This is a genomic window from Pseudomonas sp. UBA2684 (assembly GCA_002354655.1).
Lineage (GTDB): Bacteria > Pseudomonadota > Gammaproteobacteria > Pseudomonadales > Pseudomonadaceae > Aquipseudomonas.
Genome location: DELY01000051.1, coordinates 15,635 through 34,121 on the forward strand (window position 1 = coordinate 15,635; position 18,487 = coordinate 34,121).

The window sequence follows — 18,487 nt, forward strand, 5'->3', positions numbered from 1 at the left end:
ACATCACACGCTATTAGCGAACGCCCGCCTGACGCAGAGCCGCCGGGGTGTAATCGCTTTCTTTTGCCGGGTAGTCGAACTCGTAAGCACTCTTCTCTTCGTTCTTCATACCCAGAGCCAAGTAACGACCGGACAGCAGGTCATACAGGGTCTCTACGCTGTACCACGGCACTTGCTTGTCGTAGTAGTACTGAGCATGGGCTTCAGCCACACGCCACAGAGTACCGCGACCGTCGTAGTGGTCGATGGCAGCAGCTTGCCAGGTATCTTCGTCAAGGAAGAAGTCACGCTTGGCATAGATATGACGCTCGCCCGATTTCAGGGTTGCGGTCACATGCCATACGCGGTGCAGCTCGTAACGGGTCAGGTCCTGGTTGATGTGGCCAGCCTTGATGATCTCGCTGTATTTCAGCTTCGGCGAGTCCAGACGGTAGCTGTTGTACGGGATGTAGATTTCCTTCTTGCCGTTCAACTTCCACTCGTAACGGTCAGGTGCGCCGTTATACATGTCGAAGTTGTCCGAGGTGCGCAGACCATCGGCTGCGGTACCCGGACCGTCATAGGACACCTGCGGGGCACGACGCACGCGACGCTGACCGGCGTTGTACAGCCACGCCAGACGTGGCTCCTTCACCTGGTTCAAGGTCTCGTGCACCAGCAGCACGTTGCCTGCCAGACGCGACGGAGCGGTTACGCGCTGCTTGAAGTAGAACAACACGTTGCTTGGTTTGCTGGCGTCGGCATCCTTCAGCGCACCACGGAAGGTGAACTCATCCTGGAAGTAAACCAGGCTGTAGGAGCCATTCGCCTGCGGAGTCGCCTGGGTCACCAGACGCTTCACACTGCCACCACGGTAGCGAGTGATGTGGTTCCAGATCGCTTCCAGACCGTCCTTGGGAATCGGGAACGGGTTGGCCTGATCGAAGTTCTCCAGACCGTTACCGCCTTCAACCAGCTTGGTGTTCACCGCGTTGGTCTTGGTAGCCGCCAGGATTTTATCCGGCAGGCTGGCCGTACGATGCGTGGTGAAAACCGGCATGCTGTAGCTGTCCGGATAACGCTTGAACATCGCCAACTGACCTGGGGTCAGCTTGTCTTTATACTGATCGACATTCTGTGCCGTGATAGTGAACAGCGGTTGCTCGCTCGGGAACGGGTCCGAGAGGAAACCGCCGGCATCGGCAGTACCGGCATTGGCTGGCAGACCGCCAGTCCACGCCGGAATCGAACCATCGGCATTACCGGCCATCTCAGCGCCGACAGGTGTCAGGGTGGTGCCCAACTTGGCCGCTTCTTCTGGCGATACTGCCGCCATAACGCTGCAGGCCAGCAGCGAGAGGGTCAGCACGCCGGTTTGCAACAGACTTTTTGTTGTTTTCATAGTCATAGTCTTCCTCAAAATTCCTGGCCGCTTAGAAGTTCACGCCGAAGCTGAGCGCAACGAAATCGCGGTCAATTGCAGTGTTGTATTCACCACCGAAGAAATCGGTGTAAGCCAAGCTGGCGGTGTAGGTGTTCTGATAATCAGCATCCAAACCCAAACTGATGGCTTTACTGCCTTCGTTGAAGTTGGGGCCATAGCCCTCAACATCATGCGACCACGACACGTTTGGCTTCAGGTTGACTCCAGCAATTGCACTTGGGTAATCCAAGATCGCACGAGCCCTATAGCCCCAGGACGTGGTAGTAAAGAAGCCTTTGTCATTGCACTCCTGCGGATTAACTGGGTTCGCCAGCCCCTGACAGATCGCATTGGTAGGTAGTTCGCCGTTGCCGTACTCAGCGGAACGACCAAAGCGCAGCTCATTGACGTTCAAATTACTGATGTGGTTGTAGCCTACTTCGCCCACCAGAGTCAGTCGCGAAGCCCCCATTACCTGATCAAAGAACTGGGTAGCGGTGACTTGCATTTGGGTAAACGGCTTACGCACATAACCGGAGATTTCGTCACCGGCACCGGCAGTCGCATGGCCGGAGCTGAAGATCGGGCTACCCAACGAAGGTACCGGAACAACGGCAGCTAGCGTTAGATCCGTGGAGTTCAAGCTGATTGGCATATTCGGGCGGTGGCTGATCTCGCCCGCCAATGCGGTTGGGCCAAGGTTGGTCGCGAAGCTGAGGCCATAAAGACGGATATCTTCCGGATATTCTAAAAAGTAGGAAGACGTGTCGCGGCCGGTCACAGGGTTAGCACTACTGCCTTGTACGCCGCTGGCATTGATAAAGCTCGCCGATGGGGTACGGCTGTGATAGTTCATGGCATACAGGCCGAACTCAGTATTGTTCAACGCTTCGGAGAACCAACGCAGAGCCACACCGAACTGCCCGCTATCACGTGCATCCCGGTCCCCCGCACGGCCTACGTAGCGATAACCGGCAGCACCCGTCGGATTGAAATCCGACCCGGCAAAAGCCAAACGGTCGGTACAGCCATCTGCTGCCACATCGGAGGCGAAGAAGGTGCCACAGTTGTCCAGAACCGTTTGATCCCACTCAAGCTGATAGAAGAACTCAGCCGAAACATCCTGGGTCAGGCTTTGCGACACATAGAGCATATTGACCGGAATCAAGCCTTCCTTGATTTCGGCGCCCGGGCGACGGAACGCTGCAACGTCAACCGGGTTGATCGAGTTGATCGAGTTCTGAATAAAGGTACTTTCACCCCAACTTACAACTTGCTTACCAGCCCGCACGCTGCCAGGCAGATCGCCGATGGTATAGTTGTGGTAAATGAATGCATCAAGCAGTTGCACGCCGGAAGACTGAGCGGCCGTTTTACGGTTGCTGTCGTCAATGTCGTACAGCAAGCGGCTTTCATCTTTCAGTTCAAAATCGTACCAATATTTACCGCGAACAAAGACGCCGGTATCACCGTACTTCAATTCAAGGTCGTGGATGCCTTTGAAGATCTTCGAGAAGGTTTCGCCTTTCTTGAAATTCAAACGCCCATCATCACCGGTTTGGGATGAAGCTTCGCCGCCATTGCGCGAACCTACCAGGCTTGGATCCGCCCCACGCACCGACCAGCTCGCACCGACAGACAGCGAAGAGTCGAACTGGCCTTCGATTTCACCGATGTTGAAGGTCACGCCGAATGCAGGTGCGGCGAGGGTGGATGCGAGGCTGACGGCCAATGGCAGTTTTGCCAGGCGCCAGAACGATTTTGTATTTGTTGTCATCGACGCTACTCCATGTACTTTTTTGTTATGGATGGTGCGGACTATAGCCAGCGGGTTGTACTGCTTGATCCCTCGAAAGTGTGATTTGCAGCCCCCAGGCACTCTGGCTCGCAGGTTTCAACGGATGAGTCCAATCCGCGACAAGCCAAGAATGGCCTGAAAACAGCAATTAGCAAGCCAAACGCTTGTTTGACTGAGCAGTCACATTGACAGGCTACGAGCACCGGGACTTACAGCGTAGAAAGGAACGCGCTGCCAGCGGCTTGCCACTGGGCAATGTCCACGCGAATACGTTTCTTATCCAGTTTTCCGACACTGGTCTTGGGAATTTCAGTAACAAGCGCGATCTGAGTGGGAATCGCCCACTTGTTGATATGCCCTTGCTCGACGTAAGGCTTGAGGTGCTCCTTGAGCCCCTTGGCATCCAGCACTTGGCCATTGCGCAGCACCAACAAGGCAAATGGCCGCTCGCCCCACTGTGGGTCCGCCACACCGACTACGGCTACTTCACGCACGGCCGGATGACGACTGATTAAATCCTCCAACTCCAACGAAGAAATCCACTCGCCGCCGGTTTTGATTACATCTTTGATGCGGTCGCGAATTTCGATAAACCCCATACCGTCGATGGTCGCCACATCGCCGGTGTGCAACCAACCATGCTCCCAAAGCTCTTGGCCCTTTTCCGGTTCACGGAAATAACCCTGAGTGAGCCACGGCGCCCGCAGAACCAGTTCACCTTGGGACTCACCGTCGGCCGGCAATCTCTTGCCCTGGGCATCCATGATGGCGGCCTCGACCAGCGGCACCGGCACACCGGCCTTGATCCGGTAAGTGATGCGTTCGTCCTCGCTCCCCTCGCGCAACTCCTCATTAAGGTAGCCACAGGAAATCAGCGGGCAGGTTTCCGACATGCCGTAGGCCGCCGTCAGCTGGATGCCGCGGGCTTTAGCGGTGTCATACAGCGCGCGATTCAGTGCACTGCCGCCGATGATCATTTTCATACCGCCAAAATCGTGCTGTTGCGCACTGGGGGTATTGATCAGCATTTGCAGAATGGTCGGTACACAGTGGGAAAAGGTGACCTTTTCCTGCTGGATCAGCTTCATCAGCAACTCGGGTTCGTATCGCCCCGGATAGACTTGCTTGATCCCCAGCATGGTGGCTACGTAAGGCACACCCCAGGCGTGCACGTGGAACATCGGGGTGATCGGCATATAGACGTCGTCGGTGCCCAGCAGGCGAATGCTGTCCAGCGACCCAACCGTGGTAGCCATCGACAGGGTGTGCAGCACCAACTGCCGATGGGTGAAGTAGACGCCCTTGGGGTTACCGGTCGTACCGGTGGTGTAAAAGGTGGTGGCCACCGAGTTTTCATCGAAATCGGCAAAGTCATAGCTCGGGCTGGCAGCAGCCAGCAGTTGCTCGTACTCCCCAATAAAACCGGGCAACTCGACAACTTTCTCCTCGGCGTCAGTCAGCAACAGAGTCTTCTCGACCGTGGTCAGCTGAGCAGCGATGCCATTGTAGAGGGGCACGAATTCACTGTTGACCAGTACGAACTTATCTTCGGCATGACTCATGGTGTAGAGAATCTGATCCGGCGACAGGCGGATATTGATGGTGTGCAGCACCGCGCCAAGCATCGGGATGGCAAACATGCATTCAAGATAGCGATGGCTGTCCCAATCCATCACCGCCACGGTATCACCAGCCTTAACGCCCGCGCTGGATAGCACGTTGGCCAGCCGTGCGACCCGCTCGTTGAAGGTCGCGTAGCTGTAACGCACACGGTCGCGATAGACGATCTCGCGGGTCTTCTCGTAGCGACCGCCAGACAGCAGCAGACGCTTGATCAGCAACGGGTATTGATGGGCATTGGCCGCGGGCGGGATGATGCGGGTTTGCAACATAGGGAAGTACCTGTCTGCAGAAATGATGGTGTGCCGATGACCTGCACTCTAGAGCGCTTAAGCAACCCGAAAATCAGTCAAAAGAATGATTTGCCGCGTGACTCTTTAGCCACTTTTAGTCACGCGTTAGAATCGTGGAAACGGCTGATCGCGATCCGCCATACCGTCAGCACGTGCATTTCTTAAGAGGTAACTGCAATGTCCGATATAGTCATCGTCAGCGGCGCCCGCACCCCCATGGGTGGCTTCCAGGGCAGCCTGTCCAGCGTACCGGCTGTAGAGTTGGGCGCAGCCGCCATTCGTGAAGCCGTCAAGCGCGCGGGGATAGAGGCCACGGACGTGGAGGAAGTGATCATGGGCTGTGTGTTGCCCGCCGGCCTCAAGCAAGGCCCGGCGCGTCAGGCGTCGCTAAATGCCGGCCTGCCCGCCGCCACCGGCTGCACCACCATTAACAAGCTGTGCGGCTCGGGTATGAAAGCGGTGATGCTGGCCCATGACCTGCTCAAGGCCGGCAGTAATTCGGTAATGGTCGCCGGCGGTATGGAAAGTATGTCCAATGCGCCCTACGTGCTCGAAAAGGCCCGCACCGGCCTGCGCATGGGCCATGGCGAGATCAAGGACCACATGTTCCTCGACGGCCTGGAAGACGCCCATAGCGGCCGCCTGATGGGCTCTTTCGCCCAGGAGACTGCCGATAAATACGGCATCACCCGCGAAGACATGGACGCATATGCCATCGAATCGCTGAAGCGCGCCCAGATCGCGATCGCGGCCGGCTCACTGAACGCCGAGATCGTCCCGATCAGCGTCACCACCCGCAAAGGCGAAGTCGTGGTGAAGGATGACGAACAGCCGCTGACCGCCAACCTGGAGAAGATTCCCAGCCTGAAGCCGGCGTTCCGCAAGGACGGTAGCATCACCGCAGCCAACGCCAGCTCGATCTCCGACGGCGCCTCGGCACTGGTGTTGATGAGCGCCGAAGAAGCGGCCAAGCGCGGCCTCAAGCCGCTGGCGAAAATCGTTGGGCATGCCACCCAGAGCCAGGACCCGAGCGAATTCACCATCGCGCCGATCGGCGCCATGAGCAACCTGTTCAAGAAGACCGGCTGGAACAAGGACGATGTCGACCTGTTCGAGATCAACGAAGCCTTCGCCATGGTCACCATGCTGGCGATACGCGAACACGGCCTGGACCATGCCAAGGTCAACGTGTACGGCGGCGCCTGCGCTCAAGGTCACCCGGTTGGATCGACCGGTTCGCGGATCATCCTGACCTTGATCAATGCCCTGAAAAACACCGGTGGCAAACGTGGCGTTGCCGCGCTGTGCATCGGCGGCGGCGAAGCCACTGCGATGGCCATCGAATTGTTGTAAGCACCGACAACAAGCAAAAGCCCCGCCGTAGCGGGGCTTTCTTTGGGCTCAACGCAGTTCGCTGAAGGCCAGCTTGATACCCAGACCGACCAGCACCACGCCCATCAGGCGGTCAAACCAGTGACCGAGGCGCGCAAAACCGGCGCGCACCCGCTGCTGACTGAACAACAGCGCCACCAGGCAGAACCACAGTGCCGTCGCCAGCGCCAGGTACGCGCCATAACCGGCCTGTATCGAGAGCGGTGTGTGCGGATTGATCACCACGGTAAACAGCGAGAGGAAAAACAGAGTCGCCTTGGGGTTCAAGCCGTTGGTGACGAAGCCAGTGATAAAGGCCGTGCGTGGTGCGCGCACGCCAGCTTCGAGGCTCAGTTCGGCGCTGGCGGGATCGGCCGGTTTGGCACGTAGCGCCTTGATGCCGATGTACAGCAAATAGCCGGCGGCCAACCACTTCAATGCGTTGAACAGAACAATCGACTGCGACACGACCAAGCCGATGCCGAGCAGCGAATAGGCCACGTGCACGAAAATCCCGGAGCCTACACCCAGCGCCGTGAAGATTCCCGCACGCCGACCAAATGCCACGCTTTCGCGCACCACGATGGCAAAGTCGGGCCCTGGGCTGGCGACCGCGAGCAGGTGAATCAGCGCCACAGTGAAAAACTCGGTCCAGTACATGGGGGCTCCGCAGCATCCGATCAGGTCTGTTAGGCTCGTCACATTACGCCCACCCAGACACTCGAATAAAGGTACAGCTGATGAGTAACAGTAGCCGCGCAGTCTTCCTCGATCACAGCTCGCTCGACCTTGGCGACCTCAATATGGCGCCGCTCGAACAGCTCTTCGCGACGCTGCAATTGCACGGCCAAAGCACTCCGGCAGAGGTCATCGAGCGCCTGCAGGGCGCGCACGTGGCGATCAGCAACAAAGTCGCGCTCGATGCCAAAACCTTTGCCGCCTGCCCTGAGCTGAAGCTGGTCCTGGTCGCCGCCACTGGCACCAACAACATCGACCTGGCCGCAGCCCGCGAACACGGCGTGACGGTCTGCAACTGCCAGGGCTATGGCACGCCCTCGGTCGCGCAACACACCCTGATGCTGCTGCTCGCCCTGGCCACCCGCCTGCCGGACTATCAAAAGGATGTGCGCGCCGGCCAATGGCAACAGGCCCAGCAGTTCTGCTTGCTCGACCACCCGATCGTCGAACTGGAAGGCAAGACCCTGGGCATGCTTGGCCATGGCGAACTGGGCGGCGCCGTCGCCAGGCTGGCCGAAGCCTTTGGCATGCGCGTACTGCTGGGCCAATTACCCGGCCGACCGCCGCGCGAGGATCGCCTGCCGCTGGAAGAATTGCTGCCACAGGTCGATGCCCTGACCCTGCACTGCCCACTGAATGCCGATACGCTGAACCTGATCGGCGCGTACGAACTGAGCCTGATGAAACCCAGCGCGTACCTGATCAACACCGCACGCGGTGGCCTGGTCAACGAACAGGCTCTGGCCGACGCCCTGCGCCGCGGCCATCTGGGTGGCGCCGCCACCGACGTGCTGACCCAGGAACCGCCGAAGGATGGCAACCCACTGCTGGCTGCCGACATTCCACGGTTGATCGTCACGCCGCACAGCGCCTGGGGTAGCCGCGAGGCGCGACAGCGCATCGTCATTCAACTGATGGAAAATGCCCAAGCGTTTTTCAGCGGTGCGCCCCGCCGTGTAGTCAGCTAAGCTCGCGGCTTTTTTCGAGGAGCATCGATGGACCCGCGAAGCGAAGTGCTGCTGCGCCAGGCCGAGCTGTTTACCGGCCCATTGCTGCTGGCCGGCTTAGCCGCCGACGACCTGCTCGGTCTATTACCCGAAGCCCATGGCTGGAGCTGGCACGCCGGCGAGCACGCCACGCTGGAGGTACGCTTCCCCGGCCGCAGTCATTTCGGCGTCAGCCCGCCGTCGGTCGAGTTCGCCTGCGCGGTGCTGTTTCTACCGAAGTCCCGCGAACTGACCGATTACCTGCTGAGCGCGCTGGCGGCTCCGTTGGCCGGGCGCAATCTGTTTCTGGTCGGAGAAAAGCGCGCCGGCATCGAGCGCGCCGCCAAACAACTGGCCGCCTTCGGCAACGCGCGCAAGCTCGACAGCGCCCGCCATTGCCAACTCTGGCAAGTACGCGTGGAACACGCGCCCGCCACGCCGAACCTGGAAAACCTGGCGCAGCGCTACTCGCTGCCACTGAGCGACGGCCGACTGGCCGTCGTCAGTTTGCCCGGCGTCTTCAGCCACGGCCGCTTGGATATCGGCAGCGCCTTGCTTTTGCAACACCTCGACAAGCTGCCCGCAGGCCATCTGCTCGATTTCGGCTGCGGCGCTGGCGTGCTGGGCGCCGCACTCAAGCGACGCTACCCCGAAAGCCGCGTGACGCTGCTGGATGTCGACGCCTTCGCCGTCGCCAGCAGCCGCCTGACCTTGGCGGCGAACGGGCTGCACGCCGACGTCATCAGTGGCGACGGAATTGACGCGGCGCCCACCGGCCTGAGCGCGATTCTCAGCAACCCACCATTCCACCAGGGCGTACACACCCATTACCAGGCGACGGAAAATCTCCTGCGCCAGGCCGCGCAACACCTGGAGCATCAGGGACAACTGCGCCTGGTGGCCAACAGCTTCCTCAAATACCCCGCCGTCATCGAGCGCCACCTCGGCCCCTGCCACACCGTGGCCGAGGCGAACGGTTTCCGCATCTACCAGGCCAGCAAGCATTGAACTGCGACTTGCCCAATCGCCAGCGCTTGGGCAAAATGCGCCCGTCCTAGGGGAGTAGTCTCCCGCGAGCGCCAGCAGTAACGGCCGTTCGCCCGGCACGCGTCAACATACTTGGTCAACCGACCATGGCGCGTGCGACCCCAGGCCCATGCAATGGGCCGGTGGTTTGACAAGACCTATGACACGCACACCTTACCCGGGGCGGGGAGGTCGTTCGTGTCATAGCCGTGTCGACCCGCCCCTTAGGAAACCCGATGCTTGAATCCCTGTTCGTCCCCACCCTGATCGTCGCCTTGGCCGAAATCGGCGACAAGACGCAGCTGCTCGCCTTGTTGCTGGCCGCACGCTTTCGCAAACCCTGGCCAATTATCTGGGGCATCGTCGTCGCGACCCTGGCCAACCACTTCGCCGCCGGCGCCATCGGCAACTGGGTCGCCAGTTTCTTTTCTCCGGCAACGCTCAGTTGGGTTCTCGCCGCCAGCTTCGTGGCCGTCGCCCTGTGGACCTTGGTGCCCGACAAGCTGGACGACGATGAAAGCTCCAGCTTCAAACGCTATGGCCCCTTCCTCACCACCCTGATCGCATTTTTCCTCGCCGAGATGGGCGACAAGACCCAAGTCGCCACGGTGATGCTGGCCGCGCAGTACCCGCACTTCGTCCTCGTCGTGCTCGGCACTACGCTGGGCATGCTGATCGCCAACGTCCCCGTGGTGCTGGCCGGCAACTTCGCCGCCGAGCGCTTGCCGCTGACCTTGATCCGCCGCTTGGCGGCCTGTGCCTTTGCCGCGCTGGCGCTGTATGCCGGTTACCAGGCCATGGTATTCAGCGGCGCTTTATGACACGAATTTGACGTCACCCTGACGGCGTTTCGGCCAATGCATTGCCGCCCCTGACTGCTGCTAAAGTGCGCAACCTATTGCTCATCTGGCTCAGCGGTCACGGAGAAAGTTATGTCACTGGACGATAGAAAAAAGCTGGTCCGCCACCACATCGACCTGTCGTGGAACAAGGGTCGCCTGGCCCTGGCGGAGCAGCTGCACAGCAAGGACTTTCTCTACAAAAGCTCGTTCATCGGCCGCCCGCTGAGCAGCGCCGCCTTCGTGCAGATGGTGCAGGACATTCGCCACGCCATGCCGGACCTGGAAGTGGTGATCGAAGAATGCATCGCCGAAGGCAACAAGGTGGTCACTTGGAGCACGCTGATCGGCACCATCGAAAAACCGGCCCTGGGCTACCCGCCAAGCGACAAAGTGCTGAGTATCTCGGCGATGGCCTTCTGGACGCTGACCCCAAGTCATGAGATTCAGGAAATCTGCACCATATTCGACATGGAAAGCTTTCGCTCGCAACTGGGTTTGAACACCCGCCCGTTTGCAGAAAAAGCCCTGCCCTGAGCGTATCAAGCACGCTCAAGCGCCGATGTAGCCATTCTCGCGAAACCACTGAATGGCGCGCAGCAAGGTGGCATCCAGGGTCTGCTGGGCAACAAAACCCAGCTCTTCGCGCGCCTTGGCACCATCGAGAAACTGCCCGCCGGCCATCACCGCAATCGCGGTGTCGTCCAGCAACGGCAAGCGCCCAGTCAAGCGGTAACGCAGACGACCGAGCAACGCCACGCTCTTCGCCACGCTCAACGCCACCGGCAGCGGGGCGTTGACGCCTAGCTGCGCGGCAATCCGCGCCGTCAACTCAGACAGCTGAATATTCTCGCCGGTCAGCAGATAGCGTTCGCCAACCCGCCCCTTGGTCAACGCCAGCAACAGACCGCGTCCGGCCTCCGCCGCATCGATCAAATTGCGCGGCCCCGGCACATAGCGGCGCATCGCCCCGCTGGCGATGGCGGTGATCAAGCGCCCCGTGCTCGGCCCGACATCGAACTCGCCCAAGGTCATGGCCGGAATCCCGATCACCACCGGCAGGCCATTGCGCGCCTGCTCACGGGCCTGCTCGTCGAGCGCCCACTTGCACAGCAGATACGGGTTACGCCAGCGCGGCATACCTTCATAAAACAGCCCCTCATGCCCAGGCAACCCTTGCGGATGGCGCGGCAGCGCAATCGCGGCGCCGACGTAGAGGATTCGTGGCACGTCGGCAGCCTGGCAGGCGGCATAGAAATGATTGGTCTGGTTCAGCGCACTGGCCACCTCCTCCTGCCAGCGACGCGGCCGTGTCGGGTAGTGCCCGGCACAGAACATCACCCCATCGACGCCCTGCAATGCCCGGCTCAAGGCGCCATGATCAAGCAATTCGGCGGCGTGGCATTCGGCATTCAGGTAACCAAGGCGGGCGATACGCGACGACGGGCGATGGATCAGCAGTAAGTCATGGCCCGCCGCCTGAACCGCGCGGGCGGCATGATGACCGAGCAAGCCGGTGGCACCGAGTACGGCAATCTTCACAACAGCTCCTTGTGCGGGGCATAGAAAAACGCCCAGTGTTCGATGACCCACTCGAACACTGGGCGACTCAGCCTGGCGAGCAGATCAACGCAACGCCTTGGCCTGCTCGTACAGCGGCATAACTTTGGGAATCGCGGCCTGCAAGGAGGCAATCCGGCTACTCGACGATGGGTGCGTGCTCATGAACTCCGGTGGCGCCCCGTTGCTGGCCTGCGCCATTTTCTGCCACAGGCTGACCGCGGCATTCGGGTTGTAACCACCGCGGGCGGCCAGTTCCAGCCCAAGCAAGTCGGCCTCGTTCTCATTACCGCGGCTGTTCGGCAGGGTCAGGCTGTATTCCACCACCGTATCGGCCATGGCCATGGTGCCCTCGCCCAACCCCAGTAGCGCGCCCGCGCCTTGCTTGGCCAGCGCCACGCCATAGGCCTTGGACATCGCTTCGCGGCTATGTTCGCGCAGGGCATGGGCCATTTCATGGCCCATGATCGCGGCGATTTCGTCGTCGGTCAGCTTCAGCTTATCGATCAGCCCGCTGTAGAAAATGATCTTGCCGCCTGGGCCGCAGTTGGCATTCAGCTCGGGGCTGTCGATCAGGTTGACCTCCCACTGCCACTGCGCGGAGTCGGGGCGGAAAATCGGCGCCTGCTTGATCAAGCGATCGGCGATCACCCGCAAGCGCTTGGCATTGGCACTGTTCTTATCCAGCACGCCTTTGCTCGAGGCCTCGCCCAGCGTTTGCTGGTACGACTGCGCATACATCTGATTGACCTCCTGGGTCGAGAGCATGCTGAACATGTATTGCTTGCGCTCAACCCCCACCGCACCGCCACTGGTAGTGTTCACGGCTTGGCATCCTGCCAACAGCAAGGCCGCGGCCAGCGCGGTTAACGACAACGACTGATTGATGCTCATGCTGAGTCTCCATTCGAATAAGCCTCGTATGCTAGGCCGCGCACCGGGCGCGAGCAACAACCGAACTTGGCGGATGCACAACCGCCCTCTTTTATCGGCAACGCGGCATTAAGGATTTATCCGCGCCCTGCCGATAGCTATACACAGGCCTCTACCGCTTACCGTTCGCCGGAGTCTTCATGAAGCTCAAGTCCATCCAGTTTTCCGTGGCTGCTCTGGCGGGTGCCAGCGTACTCGCCGTCGTTGCCGCGCTGGTGCTGTACGCGCTGTTCGCCAGCAGCAGGAGCGAAGCCTTGGTGCAGGAGCGCACGCAACGTCTGCTGGAGCAGGTCATTGAGCAACGCCTGACGGCACTGGCGCAGGCGCAGGTGCTGCACATCCAGCGCGAACTGGACATGCCGCTGCAAGTCACCGCCGATCTGGCGCGGCTCAATGCCCTGCTTGGCATGCAGGATGCCAGTGGCAGCCCGCTGCTCGCCACCAGCCGCGAAGAGCTGAACAACCTGGTTCGCGAAACCACCGCGCAGAACCCCAAGCTGCTCGGCAGCTACATCGGCTGGGAACCGAATGCCTTCGACGGCAACGACGACATCTACGCCGGCCCCAATGACAACGGCTACGACGGCACCGGACGCTTTATTCCCTGGTGGTTTCGCAACCCCGACGGCAGCCTGGGCCTCGACTCGCTCGGCACCCTGGAAAGCGAAACCCCGCTGCCCACTGGGGTACGCGAGGGCGAGTACTACCTGTGCCCCAAGGAACGCAAGCGCCCCTGCGTCATCGACCCGGCGCCGTATGAGGTCGGCGGCAAGACGGTGATGCTCGCCTCGTTCACCTCGCCGATCCTGGTCGACGGCGAATTTCGCGGGATTGCCGGCGCCGACCTGGCGGTGAACTTCATCCAGGATCTGCTGCTCAACGCCGACCGCCAGCTCTACGATGGCGCCGGCGAACTGGCGCTGATCGCCAACAACGGGCGCCTGGTGGCCTCCACTCAGGCTCCGGACAAACTCGGCAGCCCAGCCAGCGAACTGCTCGACGCCAATGAAGTGAGCAACCTGCAAGCGCTGCAGGCGGGCCAGGTGCGATACGACATCGACGAGCAGGACGATCCGGCGAAAAACCATATCGAACTGTTCCTCAGCTTCAACATCGGCAATACCGATGCCCGCTGGATTCTCATGCTGGTACTGCCGGTCAACACGGTCATGGCGGACTTGCAGGCCATGCAAACCGAGCTGAGCGCCCAGCGCGATGCCGATACCCTGGGCATGGCCCTGGTCGGCCTGCTGATTGCAGCCCTTGGCCTGCTGGTGGTGTGGTTCGTGGGCTACGGGATTGCCCGACCGTTGAAGCAGATGGTCGCCATGCTCGACGACATCGCCCAGGGCGAAGGCGACCTGACCCGCCGCCTGAGCACTGACCGCGCCGATGAGCTGGGCTCGATCGCCAACGGCTTCAATACCTTCCTCGGCAAACTGCAAGCGATGATCAGCCAGGTGGTCAGCTCGGTGCAGAAAGTCAGCGACTCCTCGGAGCACACCGCCGACATCGCCATCCGCACCAACCAGGGCGTGCAGAAACAACTGGCCGAAATCGAACTGGTGGCCACCGCCGTGCACCAGATGACCGCCACCGCCCAGGACGTCGCGCGCAACGCCACGCATGCCGCCGAAGCGGCCAATCACGCGGACCAGGCCGCCAACCACGGCAAACAGATCGTCCAGCACACCAGCGACGCGATTGCCGCCCTCGCTGGCGAAATCGGTCGCGCGGTCGGCGTGGTGCAGAACTTGGCCAAGGACAGCGAAAACATCAACGCCATCCTGGTGGCGATTCGCGGCATTGCCGAACAAACCAACCTGCTCGCGCTCAACGCCGCCATCGAAGCGGCGCGGGCCGGCGAACAGGGCCGCGGTTTTGCCGTGGTCGCCGACGAGGTGCGCAACCTGGCGCAGAAAACCCAGCAAGCCACCGAAGAAATCCAGAGCATGATCCAGCAACTGCAGCACGGCACCCGAGAGGTGGTTAAGGTCATGGAAGACAGCCAGCACAAGACCGACATCAGCGTGCAGCAAGCCAGTGAAGCAGCGCATGCCTTGACATCGATCACCCAGGCGGTGTCGGTGATCAACGACATGAACACGCAGATCGCCAGCGCCGCCGAGCAGCAAAGTGCAGTGGCCGAGGACATCAACCGCAACGTCACCAATATCGGCCAGGTCGCCAACGAAGTCGCTCATGGCGCCGACGAAGCCAGCCAGGCCAGCGCCGAGCTGACCAAACTGGCCGAACAGCAACGCCGCCTGATCAATCAGTTCAAGGTCTGATCTGAGGAAACGAACCTACAGAGTGGGTGGTGGATATGGTGAAGCCTTGTCCACCAGCGCGGGTGGCTCGCGGCGGACAAGCCCATGGCATGTCCGCCCTACGGGGTGCGGTGTTGGTGCTGGCGTGTAGGGTGGACATGGCGAAGCCTTATCCGCCGAGCTTTGCGGCGGACAAGGAGCGCCGCCTACGGGACGGGAGCACAGATAAATGTCAGGCCACTACGCGGGCGTCAGGCACTCCGGCCCATCGAGCTGCGGATCGTTGACCAGATTGGCCAACACCCGCTCGCGCAACGGCGCCGACGGTTTAAGCAGCAGCGCCTGCACCTCGGCCAACGGCGTGTCCGCCGCCAGCCAGGCCTGCTGCGCGGCGTCATCGAGAATCAACGGGCGACGCTGGTTGGCCGCGGCCTGAGTCACCACCGCTGCGCTCAGGTACACATGTTCGCCAACCGGATACGCCTCCCATAACGCTGCGAAATACAGCGGCGTGGCCTCGCCCGTCAGCCAGTACGGACGCTTGCGCGCCGTACCCCGCCATTCGTAAAAGCCATTGGCCGGCAACAACCCACGACGCAGGCGAAACGCCTCACGGAACATCGGCTGCTCGACCAGGGTTTCTGCCCGCGCCTGGGCTGGGGTTTTCGTCAGATCGGTCAACCACGGCGGCGTCAGCCCCCAGCGCGCACGGGTCAATTGCCGTTCACCAGCGACGTTGCGCAGCAACAACACCTGAGAGTTCGGCGCGATACTCCAGTGCGGCAACTGATCGGCGGGAAAACCGGGTAACGCCGCAAACGCGGGCGTCCAACGGAACAGGGCAAAACGTCCACACATGGGCAAACTCGATAACGGCTAGGTCGGTGCGAACCAGCAGCGACAGGCTATTGATTGGAACGCATCACCCGACGACATTAGACGAGCAAGCGGCAACGCAGTCGCTTGCAACCTCAGCAGAGCAGTACGCCCTGGAAGCTTTCCGGCTCATCGCCAGGCAGCGGCTGCGCGGCATTGTACGCGGCGATCAACTGCTGCGCGCGTTCAGCCTGAGGGTTATCGACCAGCAAGCCGAGCAGGCCACACGCGGGTAACTCGCCCACCGCGCCGACCAGATGCCGGCCCGTCAGGTGCGCGTCGATGCCCTCGCTGGCGAGCATGCTCAGCAGCAACTCGCCTTCCATCATGTCTTGTGGCTCATAGATGCGCTGCATCAGTCGTTTTCCCCGCGCACGTCCAGCGTCCAGTCGATGCCGTCGGTCTGCAACTCGAAGACGATCGGCCGGCAACACACCGGACAATCCTCGATGTACTGCTGATCGCCCGCCGACAGATCGAGCAACGCGTCAACCGCTTCGCCGCAGTAGGGGCATTGATACGCCTGGGTTTCCAGCATCGAAGCCTCCGTGTGACTTACGCGTATAATCGCTGGTCTATTGCTGGCCCCGCGCACGCGGGGCCTCACATTCATTCAATCGCAGCCGACCAACAACAAGAGAGCATGATGGGCGAATTCGATGCCATCCGACCTTACGCCGACGCCGAAGTCCCTGATGTAGTGGGACGCTTGCTGGCCGACGAAGCGTTTCTCGACATCCTTACCCAGTTTCGCTTTCCACGCCTGGCCGGCACGCTGGGCTGGCTGCTTAAACCACTTATAGCCTATCGGCTGCGCCTTGAGTTCCGCGGCATCGCCTCCGTGGCGGCGCTGCAGGACAAAGTCGAGCCGTATGTCGACCGCACCATCGAGCGTGCCACCGATGGCGTGACCTATTCCGGGGTCGAGCAACTGAAGGCCGGCAGCGCCTACCTGTTTCTCGCCAACCACCGCGACATCGTCATGGACCCGGCCTTCGTCAACTACGCGGTGTACCACGCCGGCCTGCCGACCCCGCGCATCGCGATCGGCGACAACCTGCTACAAAAGCCCTTCGTCAGCGACCTGATGCGCCTGAACAAAAGCTTTATCGTGCACCGTTCGCTGAGCGGCCGCCGCGAGAAGCTGGCGGCCTACCAACTGCTGTCGGCCTACATCAGCCACTCGATCCGGCATGACTGCGAATCGATCTGGATCGCCCAAGCCGAAGGCCGCGCCAAAGACGGCGACGACCGCACCGATTCGGCAATCCTCAAGATGTTCCACATGAGCCGCAAAGACGAGCCGTTCGCCGAGGTGATTCGCTCGTTGAAACTGACCCCGGTGTCGATCAGCTATGAATACGACCCCTGCGACCAAGCCAAAGCGCGCGAATTGTTTACCCGCGCCAGCAGCGGCAGTTACGCGAAAGCACCGGGCGAAGACGACCAGAGCATCGCCCTCGGCATCACCGGCTACAAAGGCCGCGTGCATGTGCATTTCAGCCCGCCGGTGAGCGCGGGCCTGGAAGACAGCAAGCAGCTGGCACAGGAAATGGACCGGCAGATTCTCAGCGGCTACCGGCTATTCCCTGTGCACTACCTGGCCTACGCGATGTGGGCCGAGCGCGACCCGGCGCTGGCGGTGCCGGCGGCCGCCGAGCTGTTCCCGGCCGCCGAACTGGCTGCGGCGCAAGCCGAGTGGAGCAAGCGCCTGGCCAATTGCCCAGCCGAGCAGCAACCCTACCTGGTGCTGCAATACGCCAACCCGGTGCGCAATCAATACCGGGTCAAGGCCGGCCTGCCGTTGTAAACAGGCTTATGCGCGGCAAAGGCAGCCAATGGGCTGCCTGTCGCATCCCGCTCAGAGCTGCGTGCTGGCCCAGGAGAGCGCCAGTGCCAGGCCCAGGCTGGCGGAGCCGAAACGGTAGAAAAAACGATTGAGTCGCAAAGTCGGCTCATCAAGCAGGCTCGCCAACTCAACGACCTCATGCCCATCGCTATCGGCGAGCATGCGCAGCGCCGCGCGTTGTTCGCGCCACCGGGTCGCCAGCAGCAGCCAGCCGCCGGCAAGCCCGAAAAACATCGCCAGACCGTTCAGCATCGGCGCAGGCTGGGCAAGAAACAGGGACCAAAGCGCCTGCAACGACATCAGCAACCTCCAGATCAAATTGGTGCAACGGCGGACCATATGCACCAGCAAAGGGAAATGCCGGCGCACTCAGGGTGCAATGCAGCGACTGTGCGGGCGAGGCCAGGCGCAAATCCCTCAAGCGGCTATCGGCCAACGCCGATACCCTGCCTCAAACCCGTGCAGCAATCGCATTTCACACCGCCAACCGTCGACCAGGCCGTCCAAAATACGCCGCGCAGTTTACTGAAGCGCCTTCTTTATAAGTTCCGTTTCCGACGAACGATGGCGCTATCCCTAAATCGTCTGAAAATCGTCACATCTCTGGCCTAAGGTTTGAATCCTCTTCAGCTATGCACCGAGCTCATTGCTCGGGAGCGTATTCAAACTGTCCCGGAGGAACTGCCATGCTCAATCCACAACCGCTTGATCGCGACTACCTGATCGACTCGCTAGACGACGTGGAAGCCGTGATCGACGAACTGTCGTTCAACGTGCAGGATCACCACTGGTTGGTCTATTGCACCCTCGGTGGTCACGAGCACTACGACCTGCCAGACACCGACCTGCACACCGGCTTCAGCCTGCCTGAGCTGTATGCCGAAGCGGCCTGAGCCAATTCGCCACCACAAAAAAGGCCGGTCATT

The 18,487-nt window shown here is 60.9% G+C and carries 18 protein-coding genes, 1 pseudogene and 1 riboswitch; of the genes and pseudogenes, 9 read left to right on the forward strand and 10 right to left on the reverse strand.

Features of this window, described 5'->3' with window-relative positions:
* Window positions 1-13 precede the first annotated feature (13 nt).
* The 3 genes from B3M58_RS19790 to B3M58_RS19800 form a co-directional block, all read right to left on the reverse strand.
* Window positions 14-1,381 carry a DUF1329 domain-containing protein gene (locus B3M58_RS19790; RefSeq protein ID WP_296221764.1) on the reverse strand — a complete coding sequence of 456 codons (1,368 nt, stop codon included), beginning with the start codon at window positions 1,379-1,381 and terminating at the stop codon, window positions 14-16.
* A 31-nt stretch (window positions 1,382-1,412) separates the two neighbouring features.
* Complete coding sequence (locus B3M58_RS19795) at window positions 1,413-3,179, reverse strand: DUF1302 domain-containing protein (RefSeq protein ID WP_296221766.1); 1,767 nt, start codon at window positions 3,177-3,179, stop codon at window positions 1,413-1,415.
* 230 nt (window positions 3,180-3,409) lie between these two features.
* Window positions 3,410-5,092: a fatty acid--CoA ligase gene (locus B3M58_RS19800; RefSeq protein WP_296221768.1), complete on the reverse strand. Its 1,683-nt coding sequence runs from the start codon at window positions 5,090-5,092 to the stop codon at window positions 3,410-3,412.
* 198 nt (window positions 5,093-5,290) lie between these two features.
* Here B3M58_RS19800 and B3M58_RS19805 point away from each other — a divergent pair, with 198 nt between their 5' ends.
* Window positions 5,291-6,466: a thiolase family protein gene (locus tag B3M58_RS19805; RefSeq protein ID WP_296221770.1), complete on the forward strand. Its 1,176-nt coding sequence runs from the start codon at window positions 5,291-5,293 to the stop codon at window positions 6,464-6,466.
* Between the two features lie 48 nt (window positions 6,467-6,514).
* On the opposite strand, the gene B3M58_RS19810 is transcribed toward B3M58_RS19805, so the two are convergent.
* Window positions 6,515-7,144, reverse strand: coding sequence for a LysE family translocator (locus B3M58_RS19810; protein ID WP_296221773.1), 630 nt, complete (start codon window positions 7,142-7,144; stop codon window positions 6,515-6,517).
* Between the two features lie 80 nt (window positions 7,145-7,224).
* Between B3M58_RS19810 and B3M58_RS19815 the strand changes: the two genes are divergently transcribed.
* The 4 genes from B3M58_RS19815 (at window position 7,225) to B3M58_RS19830 (ending at window position 10,610) form a co-directional block, all read left to right on the forward strand.
* A complete protein-coding gene (locus B3M58_RS19815) occupies window positions 7,225-8,190 on the forward strand; it encodes a 2-hydroxyacid dehydrogenase (protein WP_296221776.1) in 966 nt (321 codons plus the stop codon).
* 27 nt (window positions 8,191-8,217) lie between these two features.
* Complete coding sequence (locus B3M58_RS19820; RefSeq protein WP_296221777.1) at window positions 8,218-9,216, forward strand: class I SAM-dependent methyltransferase; 999 nt, start codon at window positions 8,218-8,220, stop codon at window positions 9,214-9,216.
* Between the two features lie 37 nt (window positions 9,217-9,253).
* Window positions 9,254-9,384: riboswitch (yybP-ykoY riboswitch) on the forward strand.
* 86 nt (window positions 9,385-9,470) lie between these two features.
* Entirely contained in the window at window positions 9,471-10,055 is a 585-nt protein-coding gene (locus tag B3M58_RS19825; protein WP_296221778.1) for a TMEM165/GDT1 family protein, read from the forward strand.
* 111 nt (window positions 10,056-10,166) lie between these two features.
* Window positions 10,167-10,610, forward strand: coding sequence for a ketosteroid isomerase-related protein (locus B3M58_RS19830; RefSeq protein ID WP_296221780.1), 444 nt, complete (start codon window positions 10,167-10,169; stop codon window positions 10,608-10,610).
* Window positions 10,611-10,625: 15 nt separating this feature from the next.
* Here the strand turns inward: B3M58_RS19830 and B3M58_RS19835 are convergent, their stop codons facing one another.
* Both B3M58_RS19835 and B3M58_RS19840 read right to left on the reverse strand, forming a co-directional pair.
* Complete coding sequence (locus tag B3M58_RS19835) at window positions 10,626-11,615, reverse strand: NAD-dependent epimerase/dehydratase family protein (RefSeq protein ID WP_296221782.1); 990 nt, start codon at window positions 11,613-11,615, stop codon at window positions 10,626-10,628.
* An 84-nt stretch (window positions 11,616-11,699) separates the two neighbouring features.
* A complete protein-coding gene (locus B3M58_RS19840) occupies window positions 11,700-12,527 on the reverse strand; it encodes a M48 family metallopeptidase (protein ID WP_414704111.1) in 828 nt (275 codons plus the stop codon).
* Between the two features lie 1,271 nt (window positions 12,528-13,798).
* Here B3M58_RS19840 and B3M58_RS22665 point away from each other — a divergent pair.
* Together B3M58_RS22665 and B3M58_RS22670 are read left to right on the forward strand one after the other, a co-directional pair.
* Window positions 13,799-14,002 (forward strand): annotated as a pseudogene (locus B3M58_RS22665) (HAMP domain-containing protein); the annotation flags it as partial.
* Between the two features lie 12 nt (window positions 14,003-14,014).
* Window positions 14,015-14,857, forward strand: a complete 843-nt coding sequence (locus tag B3M58_RS22670) for a methyl-accepting chemotaxis protein (RefSeq protein ID WP_414704113.1) — start codon at window positions 14,015-14,017, stop codon at window positions 14,855-14,857.
* Window positions 14,858-15,076: 219 nt separating this feature from the next.
* On the opposite strand, the gene B3M58_RS19850 is transcribed toward B3M58_RS22670, so the two are convergent.
* From B3M58_RS19850 to B3M58_RS19860, 3 genes are all read right to left on the reverse strand, one after another.
* Window positions 15,077-15,694 (reverse strand): SOS response-associated peptidase, encoded by a 618-nt coding sequence (locus B3M58_RS19850; protein WP_296221787.1) that lies wholly within the window; start codon window positions 15,692-15,694, stop codon window positions 15,077-15,079.
* Window positions 15,695-15,807: 113 nt separating this feature from the next.
* Complete coding sequence (locus B3M58_RS19855) at window positions 15,808-16,068, reverse strand: putative signal transducing protein (protein ID WP_296221789.1); 261 nt, start codon at window positions 16,066-16,068, stop codon at window positions 15,808-15,810.
* Window positions 16,068-16,250, reverse strand: a complete 183-nt coding sequence (locus B3M58_RS19860; RefSeq protein WP_296221792.1) for a CPXCG motif-containing cysteine-rich protein — start codon at window positions 16,248-16,250, stop codon at window positions 16,068-16,070. The genes B3M58_RS19855 and B3M58_RS19860 overlap by 1 nt, the downstream gene beginning before the upstream one ends.
* 105 nt (window positions 16,251-16,355) lie before the next feature.
* On the opposite strand from B3M58_RS19860, the gene B3M58_RS19865 reads away from it, so the two are divergent.
* Window positions 16,356-17,522: a 1-acyl-sn-glycerol-3-phosphate acyltransferase gene (locus B3M58_RS19865; protein WP_296221793.1), complete on the forward strand. Its 1,167-nt coding sequence runs from the start codon at window positions 16,356-16,358 to the stop codon at window positions 17,520-17,522.
* A gap of 51 nt (window positions 17,523-17,573) precedes the next feature.
* Here B3M58_RS19865 and B3M58_RS19870 read toward each other — a convergent pair whose 3' ends face one another.
* On the reverse strand, window positions 17,574-17,861 hold the full coding sequence (locus B3M58_RS19870) for a hypothetical protein (protein ID WP_296221867.1): 288 nt from the start codon (window positions 17,859-17,861) through the stop codon (window positions 17,574-17,576).
* Window positions 17,862-18,247: 386 nt separating this feature from the next.
* On the opposite strand from B3M58_RS19870, the gene B3M58_RS19875 reads away from it, so the two are divergent.
* On the forward strand, window positions 18,248-18,454 hold the full coding sequence (locus B3M58_RS19875) for a hypothetical protein (protein ID WP_296221796.1): 207 nt from the start codon (window positions 18,248-18,250) through the stop codon (window positions 18,452-18,454).
* The last annotated feature ends 33 nt before the right edge of the window (window positions 18,455-18,487 follow it).